Source organism: Rhodoferax sp. SPJ4 (assembly GCF_058216275.1).
On the sequence record NZ_JBYZMN010000002.1, the window covers coordinates 177,107 to 192,454 of the forward strand.

The following is a 15,348-nucleotide window of genomic DNA, read 5'->3' on the forward strand; positions in this document are numbered from 1 at the left end:
CTTTGCCCACTGGAGATCGCCATGCCCACAGACACCCTTTTTCCCAGCCGCCTGAGCGTGGAAGCCGCCAGCGAGGAAGCCCGGGCCGCACTGGCCCGCCAGGTGCGTGAAGGCGAGGTGGTGGTCACGCCGGGACGGACCCGACCGCTGTACTTCGACGGCCGCTTTCTCACCGCCGCCGACCTCACCGCCGACCAGGACTATGTGCGCCACCGCGTGGCCGACCTCGGGCGGGCGCTGGGCTTTGGCGTGGTCAACGGCCTGCGGGTCAGCACCGCGGTGGTCAATGCCCGGCCCGGACTCCAGATCACCCCTGGCCACGGCATCACACCCAGCGGCGAGCTGGTGGCCCTGGCCCCGCCGGGCCCGCACTTCGTGGCCTTCAACGACCTGGACGTGCAGCAGCGGGTCGAGCTGCAGCTGGGCCTGCGCAGTGCCCCGCGCCCCACCACCAACACCATGCGGCTGCGCACCGGGCTGTATGTGCTGGCGCTGCGTCCGGTCGAGTACTCGGCCAACCCGGTGGCCTCTTACCCGACCACGCTGGACGGGGCACGCGGTGTGCGTGACGGCGACACCGTCGAGGCCGTCGCCATCACCCTGGTGCCCTACACCGAGCGTGGCCCGGCCAGCGCCTCGCCGGAGCAGCGCCGCGCCCAGGTGGCGCGCGAGGTGTTTTTCGAGCGCAGCCGCGACACCGGTCTGCACGACGCCCTGCCGCTGGCGGTGCTGCTGTTCGACGGCGGTCGGCTGGTCTGGCTGGACGAGCACCTGGCGCGCCGCGAGCTGGGCACCGAATCCGGCCTGGCCGTCACCCTCAACCCGCGCCCGCGCACCGTGCTGGAGGCCTGGTTCACCCAGTACCGCGAGCAGCTGGCCGGCCTGGCCCGGGGCGGTCCCTTTCTGGCCTCGCAGGTGTTCTCGGCCCTGCCGCCGGTGGGCCCCCTGCCGGCCGCAGCCATCGACTGGGAGCAGGGCTTTGACGCCGGTTTGCGCCAGAGCTTTTTCCCGCCCGAGGCCGACGTCGAATTCAGCTTCGTCGCCGAAGACGAGCTGCCGGTGCTGGTGGGCGAGGGCCTGAGCCTGCCCCCCATCGACCTGCGGGCGGGCGAGGCGGCGCTCGACCACCTGGCCCTGGTGGTGCTGGCGCCGGTGCCACGGGCCGAGCTGGAAGACATCCGGCGCAACCTGGCCAGTGCGCGTCGTCCCATTCGCCTGGCCACACCCAGCCGCAGCCCGGTGCGTTCACCGCTGGCCAGCCTGGTGCAGCTGGGCGGCCTGCGGGCGTCGCTGATCAGCCGGACGCCGGCCACCCTGGCTGCCACTCCCCTGGTGCCGTCGTTTCCGCCGCTGACCCCGCCAGCGGACACCCTGGACGCGGCCTGGAAGCGCGCCTTCGAGGCCGCGCTCAGCGTGGCCCAGGCACGCCACGGGGGCATGTTTTTCTACATGCGCCGGCGCCAGCTGCCCTACAGCTCGGAGGTGTCGGGGTACACGCTGCGCTTGTCGGGCACGGTGGGCCAGCTCGACACCGAGCTGCAGGCCCGGCTGCGGGCCGACGCCGCCGAGGCCTTGTTCAACAGCGTCACCGCCCGCAGCCCCTTGCTGACCCGTGCCGAGCTGCTCAATGTGCTGGCCTCGCCGCGGCTGAGCATCGGCCCGACGCTGGCCACCGGCGTGCTGGGGGTGTCCGACCTGCTGCGCCGCAGCGCGCTGGTGGAGCTGACCCAGGCCGCCCGGGGCGCGGCCGACGGTGCGGTCAAACACGACGATGCCCTGCTGATCGGCCAGCGCTTCGGTGCCGACCGGCTGGGCGAGGGCCTGCAGCGGGTGCTGGCGGCCGAGCCCCGGCTGCAGGCGGTGGCGGCGGCCCAGACCCTGGCCGCCTCGCGGGTGGTGCCGCAGCTCGACCGCCTGGCGGCCGACCTGCCCGACGAGGGCGTGGCCAGGCTGGGCGCGCAGCTGCTCAAGCTGGCCCAGGCCAACAAGCCGGACGACATCGCGGCCCTGGTCAAGTGAACGCCGAACAGCCCGCCGGAGAACACCATGCATGTGACCGAAACTTTCCGCCCCCTGCCCGGTGAGGTGGCGCTTGACGTGGCGCCCACCATGCAGCTGCGCGTGGCCACCGAGCCGGCGCTGCGGCGGGCCCGCTTCGCCGTGGGCCGGGTGCTCACCCCCCAGGTGCTGCAGGACGAACAGGAGGCCCGCAGCCAGCGCTGCAACGGCCTGCTGCAGGCTCTGGCCACCGGCGTGGTGCACGGCTTCGAAACGCCCTATGTGCAGGGCGCGACGGGCGGGGCACGCATCGACGTGTCGGCCGGCATCGCCATCGCCCAGGGTGAGGATGTGGTGCTGCCCGCGGCCGTCCGGCTGTCGGCGCAGCAGCTGCCGGTGGCTTATGAGAGCCTGGAGAACGCCGGGCCGGCCTGGACCGATGCCGAACGCCTGGCACTGCGCGAAGCGCCTTCATGGCCGCTGGGGGCTTTGGCGACCAGGTTCGCCGGCCGCGGCCTGGCCCCGGTGGCGGTGCTGATCGCCCGCCCCATCCGCTTGCTGCGCGACCTCAGTCCCAAGGTCGGCGGACCCTGCCACGACGACCCCGACCCGGCCTCGCAACGCCTGGCCTTCGACGACGCGCTGCGTTTCGAGTGGGTGTTCTGGCCGCACCGCAGCCGGCCGCTGCCGGGACGCGACGCGGCCTGGCGCAACCGCCTGGCCTGGCGGGTGTTCGACGGGGAAACCGCCGGCCAAGCCTGGCCCTGGCAGGCCCTGGGCGTGCCGCTGGCGCTGGCCGGCTTTGACGATCTGGCCAGCGGCCGGCTGGCCTTTCTCGATCGCCAGGCCGTGCTGCGGGAGGGCGGGGGCCTGCGGGCCCGCCCGCTGCTGGTCAACGCCGGCCTGGGGGCCGGGCTCAACGAGCCGCTGGCCCAGGCCCAGGTGCTGCAACTGGCCGAACACCTGGCCGAGCTGCCGCCCGAGCAGCTGAGCGCCGCCCAGCTGCCACGGCAGTTCGATCGCCTGCCGCCGGCCGGTGTGTTGCCGGCCACGGTGGTGGACTTCGGGCAGGCACGCCAGAGCGTGTTCCCGCCGGCCTGGTCGGTCACTGCCCAGGTCATCAGCGACGACATGGTGGAGGTGCTGCTGGCCGAGTCGGCCCGCCTGGCGCCGCTGAGCCTTTCGCGCGCCGAGCAGATCGAACTGCTGGTGCCGGTGCCCGCCGCCCAGTTCCACCCCGATCTGCTGCGGCTCGACGAGCCGGTGGACCCGCTGTTCGCCATCACCATCGACGGCCTGGAAACCCGCCGGGCCCGCGCCCTGCGCGAACGTGCCGGCTGGCAGCACCGCCACGATGTGCTGGCCCATGCGATTTCCGGGCTCTGGCCCGAGCACCCGACGCGCGACCCGCTTGGCCTGCCGGACGAAGGTTTTGACGGCTTCAGCTTCCAGGCCGGCCGCTTCTTTCCGCGGCTGCACACCGGCGGCAAACGCAACCTGGCCACCCTCGAAGCCCATGGCTTTGATGGCGCCCAGGACACGCTGGTGCTGGCGCCCGGCGACCGCCTGATGGCCTATGCCGAGATCGACGTCACCCAGCCGCCGCAGTACCTGCTGCTGCAACCCTTGCTGCGCAACACCCAGGCCCCGGCCAGCCCGACCGCGCTGGACACCGCGGTGCTGGCACCCGGCCCGGTGTTCTGGTGGGGTGCGCCCGGCGCCACCCAGCCCAGCGTGCCCGGTGTGGCGGCCACAGCGCTGCGATTCGCCGGCAACCTGCCGGCCGCCGAAGGCCAGGGCCTGGGCAGTGCCCGGCGCTGGCTGCGGCTGGCGGTGGACCTGTCGTTTTTTGCCCCCGCGGCGGCCCAGGCCACGCTGGAGGGCCTGGTCTACGGCGCGGTCTGTGGCCCCAGCGGCAACACCGTGGGCTGGGGCCCGGCCGGCGCGCTGCGGGCCGAGCGCGAGCGCCACTGGGTTAGCGAAACCCTGCCCCAGGGCGCCAACATCCGGGTGGCCGCCGGCACACTGGCCGCCGCCGACGGCGACACCAGCGCGCCCTGGCCCTGGGAAGACCGGCGCGAGGCCGACGAGCCGCAGCCCGCGCTGGACGGCTTTGCCATCGACGCCGCCCTCACCAGCCACGAACTCACCGATGTCTCGGCGCTGGTCACCCAGGCCCAGGGCAACCCGGGGCTGCAGGAGTTGCAGCAAACCGAGGTCACGGCCAGCACCGCGCTGGCCGGTCCGGCCCGCCCGCCCAACCAGCGGGCCTTGCACCTCGGCCTGGCCCGGCTGATCGAGACCCTGGACCACAAGAGCCGGGCCTCCAACGACCTGGTGGAGTTTGGTTTCCTGCGCTCCCGGGTCGACCTGTACCGCCTGCGCACCCGGCTGCTGGGGGCCGACGATGCCGACCGCCTGCTGACCTCGCCGGGCATCTCGGAGCTGGTCAAACGCAGCGAGTCGAGTTACGCCACCGACCAGCAACTGACCCAGTACCTGGCCAAGGCCGCTGCCATCCCCACGTCGGCGCCTGGCCCCGGCACGGCCAGCGTGGCCTCGGCGGCCCGCGCGGCCGAGGGGGCCACGCCCACCCCCGCCATCGCCACCCATGTGGGCGCCACCGACGGGCAGCGCTTCTTCACCGAGGGGGCCAGCCGCGCCACCAGCGCCGAGCTGCTGGACGCCCGCAGCCGGCTGGGCTCGACCACCGATCTGGCCGGCATGCAGGACCGCCTGGCCATCAAGGCGCCGACCGCGACCTCGGTCAACACCGACGCCGTGGCCGCGGCCAGCAACTTCAACCTCAGCCAGAACAGCATCACGCTGGGCGAGCGCCTGAAAACCCCGGTGGTGGTCGACACCTGGAGTGCCGCCGCTGCGGGAAAAACCGCGTCGGTGGACAACACCGTGGCCCAGCTGTCCGAGCTGCGTTTGCCGGTGGGCACGCTGCCGGTGTTTGGCTACGCGGCCACCACCACACCCGGGCAGACCCGGCCGGTGGGCACGGTGGCCGACCTGAAGGCCGCCGGCGCCAGCCTGGTCAACATCGACCGGGTCGACACCGACATCCGTTCCGAGGCCGACTATTTCCGCAAGGGCATCGACGCCATCGACAACAGCATCCGCTTTCTGCGCGGCGTGGAAGGCCTGGTCGAGTCCTACCGCCGGCTGCGTGACCAGGCCCAGGCCGCGCTGACCCGGTTGCAGGTGCTGCAGCGGCGCACGCTGAGCGAGATCGCGCGGCTGGACCGCGAACTGGCCGAGGTCCGCCATGACCTCGGCGTGGCCCGCGCCCTGCTGGCCGAAGAGCGCCAGCGCATTGCCGCCTTGCTCCGCCACCGCCGGGCGGTGCTGGCCCAGGTGCCCCATGTGGTGTTTCGCCGGCCGCGCCTGGCCCAGCACCTGGACGACCTGCCGGTGCGCAGCGTCGAGACCGGCCTGTACGTGTCGCCGGTGCCGGCCTGCCGCGGCGACGCCCATGCCATCCCGCCCGAGCTGCAGCGCATGGTGGACGCGCTGCGCGACCTGCCGGCGCGGCACTTCAATCGGTTGTCGGAGCTGCTGCTGTCCATCGACAACCGCGACGAGCTGGGCAGCCTGCTGCGTTCGGCCACCGACCAGGCCCGGGTGCGCACCGGCAGCCTGGCCCAGGCCCGTGCGGCGGTGGACCCCACGCCCGGCGGTGTGGCCGGGGCGCTGCGCACGCTGCAGTTCGGCTGGCTGGACATCGGCCTGCAACATGCCAGCGCGGTGGTGCAGCAGGCGCCACCACCCGGTCGGCTGGCCACGCTGGCCTGGAGCGAGCTGTCGCAACAGGCGCTGGCCCATGTGACGGTGAGCGACCTGTTCCTGTCGTCGCGCACGCTGGGTGCCAGCGGCGAGCTGGACGACATCGCGCGGGTGGCGGCCTGCTTGCTGCGTTCGCTGAACCAGGTGCCGCCGGCCGTGCGGCTGGTCTGGGCGCAGCGGCTGTCGAGCTTCGACGTGGCGCCCTCGCTGCGCCAGCTCGGCGTGTTGCCCCGTTTTGGCGAGTCCGAGCTGGGCCTGGATTTCAGCGACTGGCACGGCATGCAGGACATGGTCGACTGGCTGTTCTCGCGCATCGACGGCCGCAGCATCCCGGCCACCCGGCTGGTCAATGACCTGGTGCGGGTGGTCGTGTTGCTGGCCAGCCATGCGCCGGTGCGCGACCTGATTCCGGGCCGTCTGGCGCTGCCGGTCCGTCCGGTGGTTGGCGCGCTGGTGCAGCTGCATGTGGACCTGCTGGCCCCTGTGCGGGTCGGCATGCAGGTCTCGCTGGGTCAGGGGCTGGCCCAGGCGGTGGTGCACGACGTGTCACCCGGCCAGGTGGTGGCCCGGGTCACCCAGGCCGCGGAGGCGGCGCCCACGCTGGACGCCGACGCGGTGGTGCACCTCAGCGCCAGCACCCTGAGCGCGCCGCTGTCGGTGTTCAGTGCCCAGGCGCTGGCGCAGCGCTGACCATGGCACTCGCGTCCTGGCCCTCGCCGACCGACCCGCGCGGCACAGTGCACGTCGGGCAGGCAAGGGTGCGGGTTCGCGGCGCGCCGGTCGACGGGGCCACGCCGCCGTCGGCATGGCTGTGGCAGCAGCGCATTGAATCGGCCTTGCGTTGTGCCCGCGTCGGCAGCGGCCAGCGCCTGGTGCTGGTGCGCAAACTGCAGGTTCCGGCCGGCAGCGCCATGGCGCCGGGCTGGGACCGTGTCGTGGAGGCGGCGGCGCAAGACGCGCTGGGCCGGGCCCGCCACGGGTGCAGCGCCGGCGCCGAGCAGTCACCCGCCGTGTGGTTTGACAACTGGGACGAGGCCGTGGCCGCCTGGCTGGATGTGATGCTGCGCTGGCCCGGCCAGGGCGTCAGTGCCCGGGCCTGGTTCTGGCCACGCATTGCCCGGCTGGCCGGGCTGGACGGTGTGGCGGCCTGGCCCGCCTTGTCCGACAACGCCGCCGCACCCCAGGCGCAGGCCATGGCGCTGCAGCAGGCCCAGGCCATGTGGCGGCGCTGGCAGGCCGACCCGGTCAGCCAGCGCGCCCGCAACGCCTGGCTTGCGCAGCGGCCGGCCTGGCGCGAATGGCTGCAAACGGCCGGCGCCGGCGAGCCGTTGGCGCCTGTTCCGGCGTTGGTCACCAGCGCTTCACCGCCCGCGCTCGCGGCCTGGTCGGCCGGCCACGGCCAGGACCTGCTCAGGGCCACCGCGAGGTTGGGCCCATCCCCGGCGATGACCGGTCCAGCCCCTCGGACCGCGGTGGATTGGGAAGCCAGCCCTGGCCTCGCAGCTTTCCCCGCGGCCGGTCCACTGCCCGCCGGCCACGACACCGCGCATGCGGTTCCCGCCCAGGCCCTTGCCGCCGGGGCGGCGTTGCCCGCGGAGCGCGACGCCAGGCCGCACCGCACCGCCCAGGTGCCGGGGGCGGCACTGTCCCTCTCAACCGCCCCCAATCCCCGACCGCCCACACCGCCACCGGCCGGCTCGGCGCCCAGCCACCTGCCGGGCCCGGCGGCACAGACCGGGACGGCCACGGCCACCGATTGGCCCAGCGGCGGTGTGCCTGGGGTGGGTGCCGCCAGCGCCGCCGGCTGGCAGGCCACCCAACTGGGCGGCTGGCCGTTGACGCTCAATGCCTTGCTGCGCCTGGGTTTTGCCGACGCGCTGGACCACCTGGTGCCCAGGCTGGACCCGGTGGGTCGCTGGCTGGCGGCCAGTGCGCCCTGGCTGGCGGCCTGGTCGCGCCTGGGCGAGGTCACGCGCCGCCACTGGCTGGCCGATCCCATGGCGCCCGTGCTGCCGGCCTTTGACGCGGTGGCCGCCGGGCAGGGCGAGGCCTTGCTGGCGCTGTGGCGGGCCCAGCCACCGGCGGTGCACCAGCTGGGCCGGTGGGCCTGGCGCCGCTTGCAGCGCGCCGCCCAAGGGCCGGGGGGCTGGCCCGGCCCGCGGGCGCTGCTGTGCCGGCCGGCCTGGCTGCAGCTCAGCGCCACCCACCTGGATGTGCTGTTTTCGCTCGACCAGGCCGACCTGGCCGTGCGCCGGCTGGGCCTGGACGCCGACCCCGGCTGGGTGCCCTGGCTGGGCCGCATCGTGCAGCTGCATTTCGAACCCACCGACCCACCGTCGCCCTGGAGCCCGCCATGAACGCCCCCTTGCCCGCGTCCAACCCCCCGCTTGCGTCGCTGTGGTCCGCGGTCTGGCAGGCGCTGGCCGAGCCGGGGCCGGAGGCCGATGCGGCCACAGTGCAGCGCCTGCAAGCCCGGCTGAACCAGTGCGCCGCCCAGCCGGCGGAGGTCGATGCGCCGCTGTGGCGGCTGGTGGAGGCCTTTGGCCTGCCGCTACGCGACGCGATGCTGCTGTCCCTGGCGCTGTGGTCCGAACAGCAGGACAGCTCCCCCGCGGTGCAGGGCGCCGCCGGCGTGCTGCGCCTGCGCCGCGCGGCCCAGGCGCTGGCGCTGTTGCGGGTGCACCAGGCCGGCCGCGTCGACCAGCTGGCCGCTTCGCCGTTGTGGGGCCGTGGCTGGCTGCTGGGTTTTCCGCTGGCGGCCGGCGCAGGCTGGGCCGATCACCCCGTGCAGTTGCCACCCTTGCTGGCCCTGGCCCTGCAAGGCCATGACCGCCTGCCCAGCCACTGGCGGGTGCCCAGCGCGGCGGTGGCCTTGCCCGCCAGCTGGGCCCAACGGGCCCGTGACACCGCCGAGAAACTGCGGCCGGCCACCGTGGTGGTGCTGCGGCACAACGACCGCGCCGAGGCCCTGACCTGGCTGCGTGCGCTGGCCGGGGCGCTGGGGCACCGGCTGGTGGCCAAGGTGGCGGACGCGGGCGAGGGCCAGGCCCTGCCCGAGGCGGCCTTGCCGGCCTGGCTGTGGCTGACCCGCAGCCTGTGGCTGATCGACGCGCTGGACCATGAGGCCCCCCGCCTGACGGTGCCCGAGGCGGTGGGGGCCACCGCACCGACCCTGGTGCTGGCGTCGGCCCGCCTGGGGCTGGAGGTGGGGGACCGCCCGCTGGTCGAATGCAGCCTGCCGCTGCCCGACGTGGCCGAACGCGCGGCCCTGTGGTCCTGGGCGCTGGGGGCGGTGCCGCCGGCGGCGGGCGGGGCGGCGCCACCGGCGCTGCAGGCCTTGCACCCGCAGGCCCTGGGGCTGGCCCAGCGCCACCGGCTGGGGCCGTCGGCCATCCGCGCGATCGCACAGCAGCTGGGCGAGGCCACCGACGCCACAGCCACCGCGCGGGTCACGGCCGCGGGGGTGGGCTGTGGGGTTGATCTGCAGGGGTTGGCGCGCTGGGCCCAGCCGTCGGGTGTGGCGCCGGTGCTGCCCGCCGCGGTGCGGGCCCAGGTCGAGTTGCTGCATGCCCGCTGCCTGCAGCGCGACGCGCTGGCCCAGCACCTCAGTGTGGCCGCGTCGGCCCGGCTGGGGGCCGGTGTGCGGGCCTTGTTGCACGGGCCGTCGGGCACCGGCAAGACGCTGGTGGCCGAATGGCTGGCGGCCCGGCTGGGCAAGCCGCTGCTGGTGGTGGACACCGCGGCCATCACCAGCAAATACATCGGCGAGACCGAACGCAACCTGGACCGGGTGATGGGCGGCGCCGAACGGGTGGACGCGGTGCTGCTGTTCGACGAGGCCGACGCGCTGTTTGCCCGTCGCACCGATGTGGCCAGCGCCAACGACCGCTACGCGAATGCCCAAACCAACTACCTGCTGCAGCGGCTGGAAGGCTGCGCCGGCATCACCGTGCTCACCAGCAATGGCCGCAGCCGCATCGACGCGGCTTTCACCCGCCGGCTCGATGCGGTGATCGAGTTCACCCACCCGTCGCCACCCGAGCGCATGGCCTTGTGGCGGGCCCTGCTGGGCAACGCGGTGGCCCAGCTGCCGGTGACGCTGATCGAGCGCCTGGCGCTGGACGTGGAGGCCGCCGGTGGCACGCTGCGCAACATCGTGGCCACCGCGGTGGTGCTGTCCGGCGGGCCACCGCAGGCCGACACGCTGGCGGTGGCCTGTGCGCTGGAATGCGCCAAGACCGGCGTGCCGGCGCCGGCCTGGGCGGTGGCGGCGCAGGAGCGCTGGCTGCAGGCCGGTGCGCCGGTGGGGACCGGCGTGGCCACGCCCGAGGGGCTGACCCCGGCGTGCGGCACCGGGGTCAGCGCATGAGCTTCGCGCCCCAGCGCAAGCCCACGCCGGCGCCGGCCACCAAACCGGCCGCACCGGTGGTGGCCCCCGCCGTCACACCGCAGGCGCCCAAGCCGTTGCGCGCCGCGCTGGCCGGTGTGCCCATCGAGCCGGCGCATTCGGCGCTGGAGCGGCAGGCCGACGAGGTGTCGCAGCGGGTGGTGGCCGGCCAGGCCGCGCCCACGGTGCAGTCCAATCCGACGATTCCTGGCGCCCGGCCGGCCGCCCCGGCCATCGCGCGCCAGGCCAGCCCCGGGGCCCGCGCGGCGCCCGGCCCGGTGCCAGGCCTGCAACCCCCCGGCCCCGGCGAGCCGCTGCCCCACACCACCCGCCGCCGGCTGGAAGACAGCCTGGGCGCTGACCTCGGCGACGTGCGGGTGCACAGCAACGCCCAGGCCCAGCAACAGGCCAGGGCCCTCGATGCCCGGGCCTTCACCGCTGGCGCCGACGTCTGGCTGGGCGAGGGCGAGTCGCCATACGACCTGGGCCTGATGGCCCACGAGGCCACCCATGTGGTGCAGCAGCGCGACGCCGGGGTGGCGGCGCGGGTGATGCGAACCCCCACCCCGACGCCGTCACCGGGTGCCGCACCGGCCAGTGGCGCCATGCCCACACCCGCCACCGATCCCAAAACACTGGCCGAGACCGACGGTCAGGTGAACGCCAGCGGCGACACCCTGGTGTTTGCCCAGCTGGCCATGCCGGGTTTCAAGCTGCAGGCGCACCGGGGTGAGCTCTACCAGAGCCGGCCCGAGATCAAGCGCCACAAGGGCTACAACAGCACGCTGCGCGGCGACACGGCGCAGCGTCAGATCTGGCGCGATGGCCTGTCCACGGCATCGATGGTGGGCATTCTGGAGCGCAAGGAGAACGACGGTCACGGCGAACGCCCGGAGGACGCTCACCTGTTCAAGGCCAATGTCCGCGACCGCACCAATGTGTTCTTCTTTGGTGCCTCCCTGCAGGATGTGGCGCAGCGCATGACGCTGCCCAATTGGGGCCGTGGCGACCGGCCGGCCTGGCGTGACTACCAGGTCGACCACATCGTCGAGTTGCAGCTGGCGGACCACCCCGCCAACGCCTGGGCCAACAGTCTGCCCAACATGGAGCTGCTGGACGCCAGCACCAACATGACCAGCGGCACCACCATCGACGGCAACATCGATGCGCAGCTGGACCGGCACATCCGCGCCGCGGGTTACCCGGGCGGACCGACCCGCGCGCTGCGCCGCCAGCTCAAGGACGCCTACGCCATCCGGTTCCAGGGCAGCGGCCTGAACGGCACCAGCGCACCGGCGTCGGTGGGGCGCGACCTCTACTGGCGGCGAGACGAGGTGGAGGCCGGCGAACACCTGGCGGCCGTGCGCTCGGCGGCGCCGGCCGAGCTCAGCCCCGACGGCGTGACCCTGATCTTCCCATCGGCCCAGGGTGGGGTGGGCAAGCAGTTCCGCGCCACCGGCCGGGTGCTGGCGGCCGAGCGCGACTGGCTGCTGCCGGTGAAGGTGACCGGCAAGTCGCTCGCCACCGGCGCCGCCGCTGCACCTGATGGCGGTGAAAACCTGGGGCAGTTGACCATCGGCATTCCCGACAACGATCCCAAGTACAAGCCTTTCACCGACACCATCACTGTCAAGCGTGCGCCGGGAGCCCCCTTGGCTGGCTACATCGACCGCGGTGAGGTGCGCGCCAAGGTGCGGCGCATCGAGCACAAGAAAACCTCACCGATTGAAATCGATGCCTTCGACATCGGTGCGGTGGGTGGCATCCAGATGCAGGGACGGATCATTCCGACCTTGCCCTTTTTGCACGACGCACCCATCGATTTCCAGGTGCACGGCGACAATCTGGAGCTGTACAAAACCTTCACCGCTGGCGAGCTGGCATTGCCCAGCCCGTTCAGCATCACCGACTCGTCGCTGACGGTGTTTGCCGGTGTGGGCGGGGGTGGGGCACGCCTTGGCGCGGAAGGGCAGGTGAACTTCGCGGTGCAAGGGCTGGGGCGCGGCATGATTGGCGCGGTGCTGGCCACCGACGCCCCCCTGTCGATCTCCGGCAGCTTCGATTTCGACACCCGCTACTTTGACCCGGCCCGCATCGCTTTCACTTATGCACCCGACAGCGGGCAGTGGAGCGCCAGCGGCGACATCGGCCTCAAACCCAACCTCGTGCCCGGCGTCGAATCGGCCACCGGCCATGTGCAATACGACGGCACCACGCTGTCGGGCGCGCTCACCGTGGTGCCCAAGGTCCGCGCCCTCCAGCAGGGCCAGCTGGAGTTCAGCCACAGCGAGGCCGAGGGCTCGCGTTTCGCCGGCACCTTGACCCTCAGCGACCAGATTCCCAATGTGCGCGGCGGCCAGTTGCAGGCGGTGCTGACCCAGGCCCCCGGCAGCGAGGACTTCAGCTTCTCGGCCACCGGTGACCTGGAGAGCGGTTTTGCCGGCTTCAGCCAGCGCCTGCATGTGGAATACCGCGATGGCGGCTTTGTGGTCGAGGGCCGGGGCGATTTTGCGCGGGGCATGCTCAGCGGCAGCCTGGCGCTGGGCGCCACCAATTACGCGGTGGACGAGGCCGGGCAGCGGGGCACCGAACCCACCGACACCATCACCGCCTACGGCAGCGGCCAGGTCAGCGTGACGCTGACGCCCTGGCTCACCGCCACCGGCCGCATCCGGCTGCTGCCCAATGGCGAGCTGGAGCTGTTTGGCGAGCTGGCCCTGCCGCCGGTGCTGAATGTTTTCGACGAAAAAACCTACACCCGCCGGCTGGCCTCGCTGAACCTGGACATTCCCATCGTCGGTGTCGCGGTGGCCGGGCAGCGCATCGGCATCTTCGCCACCATCGGCGCGGGGCTGGACCTGTCGGCCGGCATCGGCCCGGGCCAGCTGCGCGACACCGCGCTCAGCGTCAGCTACAACCCCTCACACGAGGACCAGACCACCGTGCACGGCCAGGCGCGTTTTGTGGTGCCGGCCCATGCCGGTCTGCGCATGTTTGTGCGCGGCGCTTTGGGCGCCGGCATCCCGGTCATCAGTGCCGAGCTGGGCCTGGAGGCCGGTGGCGAGATCGGCCTGGCCGGCGAGGCCAGCGCCGCGGCCACGGTGGACTGGAGCCCCGGCCAGGGCCTGGTGCTGGACGCGCTGGGGTCGATCTTTGTCGAGCCCAAATTCAGGTTCGACCTGACCGGTTTCGCCGAGGTCACGGCCGACCTGTGGGTGACCGAGATCGAGCTGTACAGCAAGCGCTGGAACCTGGCCTCGTTCGAGGTCGGCTCCAACCTGCGTTTCGGTGTCGAGTTCCCCATGCACTACGAAGAAGGTCAGCCCTTCGACGTGAACTGGGACCAGGTGAACTTCATCACGCCCGATGTGGACGTGGGCGAGCTGATGCACCAGGTGGTTGATCAGGTCGTTTGACGCGCCGCGTTGCCGCGGCGCCAGCGCACCGCCGCGACAAACAGCCGCTGGTACAGCGCCGGCATCAGCCGCACCAGCCAGTCCAGCAGCCGCGCGTCGGGGCCGATCAGGATGCGGCGCTGGTTGCGCAGCACGCCCTTGACGATGACGCGGGCCGCCTGGGCCGGCGTGGTGATGAAGCTCATCTCGAACTCGCGCGTGGCCTCGGCCTCGCTCTTGCCGGTGAGGGTGGCCACGCTGGCGTCCACCCGGGCGGTCTTGGCGATGTTGGTCTTGATGCCACCGGGGTGCACACAGCTGGCCGAGACGCAGGAATCGGCCAGCTCCAGGTCTTGCCGCAGCGACTCGGTGAAACCACGCACCGCGTACTTGCTGGCGTTGTAGCCGCTCATCAGCGGCTGGGCGCTGATGCCAAAGATGCTGGAGACGTTGACGATGTGGCCTTCACCGGCCGCCTCCAGGTGGGGCAGGAACACCTTGCTGCCGTAGACCACGCCCCAGAAGTTGATCTGCATCACCCACTCGTAGTCTTGCATGCGCAGCGCCCCCACCGTGCCCGACAGCGCCACGCCGGCGTTGTTCACCACCACGTGGATGCGGCCGAAATGGGCGCGGGTGCGTTCGGCCCAGGCCGTCACCTGGTCCAGCGAACCCACGTCGACCGGCTGGGTGATGACCTGCACGCCCTGGGCGCGCAATGGGTTGGCGGTTTCCTCGACCGCATGGGGGTTGATATCGGACAGCGACAGCAGGCAACCCTGGCGGGCGAATTCATGGGCCAGCGCGCGGCCGATGCCGGAACCGGCGCCCGAGATGGCGACCACACGGCCTTGGAGATTTTTCATTTGGCGATGCCTTGGATGAAGTGGAGGATGTCGCGGGCGGCGCGGGCGGGGGCTTCCAGCATGGGCATGTGACCCAGGTCGTCGTAGACCACCTGGCGGGCGCCGGGGATGCCGGCGGTCCACACCGCGGCGGCGCTGACGTGCAGCAGCCGGTCCTGGCGGCCCCACATCACCAGCACCGGCACGCGGATGGCGCCCAGCTGGTGGTCCAGCCCGCCCTCGCTGGTGAAGTGCTCGAAGATGTGGGCCAGCTGGGCGCGCTGGGCGATGTAGCGCTGGCCGATGGCGTGCAAGGCCATGCCGGGCAGCCAGGGCGGGCGGGCCATGGTCATCGCGTAGAAGGTGCGGAAGCCGGCCTGGCTGGCCACCAGAAAGGGGTTGTGTCCGCGGGCCAGCATCTGTTCCATGTCGCTGGGCTGGGGCGACTGCACGCCGGCCGGGTCGATCAGGCCGGCGGAGTGCAGGCGCTGCGGGTGGTCGTGCGCCAGCCGCGCGGCGATCATGCCGCCCATGGAGTTGCCCACCACATGGGCGCGGACGATGCCCAGCGCGTCCATGGCGCGCAGCACGCGCTGGGCCTGGGTGCTGATGCGGTAGCTCAAAGCCGGGTCGTAGGCCGTCTCGCCGTGGCCGGGCAGGTCAACCACCAGCACCCGGTAACGTGCGGTGAAGTGTTTGGCAAAACGCACCCACACCGCCCGGTCGGCGCTGTAGCCATGAACCAGCACCACGGTCTCGCGGGCGTCGACGGGCCCGCCCAGGTAGCAGGGCATCTGGCAGTCGCCCCCGTCCACCACCACCCGGCGCAGGCCGTAGAGCCGGCTTTCCAGGGCCATGGTGAGACGGTAGGCCAGGCGGCCCAGGGCGCCGTAGAGTTGGCTGAATGTGTTGCGTAAGCTCATGGTGGTTT

7 protein-coding genes are annotated in these 15,348 nt (G+C 72.7%); 5 read left to right on the top strand and 2 right to left on the bottom strand.

The annotated features are described in order from the left end of the window. Window positions 1-21: 21 nt before the first annotated feature. Genes AC4BAR_RS08305 through AC4BAR_RS08325 form a run of 5 tightly spaced genes read left to right on the top strand, consistent with a single transcriptional unit; the run spans window position 22 to window position 13,593 of the window. Window positions 22-2,019 carry a hypothetical protein gene (locus AC4BAR_RS08305; protein ID WP_490627382.1) on the top strand — a complete coding sequence of 666 codons (1,998 nt, stop codon included), beginning with the start codon at window positions 22-24 and terminating at the stop codon, window positions 2,017-2,019. A gap of 27 nt (window positions 2,020-2,046) precedes the next feature. Then, the gene (locus tag AC4BAR_RS08310; RefSeq protein WP_490627383.1) at window positions 2,047-6,480 is read left to right on the top strand and encodes a hypothetical protein; all 4,434 of its coding nucleotides are present in this window, start codon (window positions 2,047-2,049) and stop codon (window positions 6,478-6,480) included. A 2-nt stretch (window positions 6,481-6,482) separates the two neighbouring features. Beyond that, window positions 6,483-8,147, top strand: coding sequence for a hypothetical protein (locus AC4BAR_RS08315; protein WP_490627384.1), 1,665 nt, complete (start codon window positions 6,483-6,485; stop codon window positions 8,145-8,147). Beyond that, window positions 8,144-10,159, top strand: coding sequence for an ATP-binding protein (locus AC4BAR_RS08320; RefSeq protein WP_490627385.1), 2,016 nt, complete (start codon window positions 8,144-8,146; stop codon window positions 10,157-10,159). The genes AC4BAR_RS08315 and AC4BAR_RS08320 overlap by 4 nt, the downstream gene beginning before the upstream one ends. After that, complete coding sequence (locus tag AC4BAR_RS08325; RefSeq protein WP_490627386.1) at window positions 10,156-13,593, top strand: eCIS core domain-containing protein; 3,438 nt, start codon at window positions 10,156-10,158, stop codon at window positions 13,591-13,593. Before AC4BAR_RS08320 ends, AC4BAR_RS08325 begins: the two co-directional genes overlap by 4 nt. On the opposite strand, the gene AC4BAR_RS08330 is transcribed toward AC4BAR_RS08325, so the two are convergent. Then, entirely contained in the window at window positions 13,581-14,438 is an 858-nt protein-coding gene (locus AC4BAR_RS08330) for an SDR family NAD(P)-dependent oxidoreductase (protein ID WP_490627387.1), read from the bottom strand. The genes AC4BAR_RS08325 and AC4BAR_RS08330 overlap by 13 nt on opposite strands. Then, a complete protein-coding gene (locus tag AC4BAR_RS08335; RefSeq protein WP_490627388.1) occupies window positions 14,435-15,340 on the bottom strand; it encodes an alpha/beta fold hydrolase in 906 nt (301 codons plus the stop codon). Before AC4BAR_RS08335 ends, AC4BAR_RS08330 begins: the two co-directional genes overlap by 4 nt. Between the last annotated feature and the right edge of the window lie 8 nt (window positions 15,341-15,348).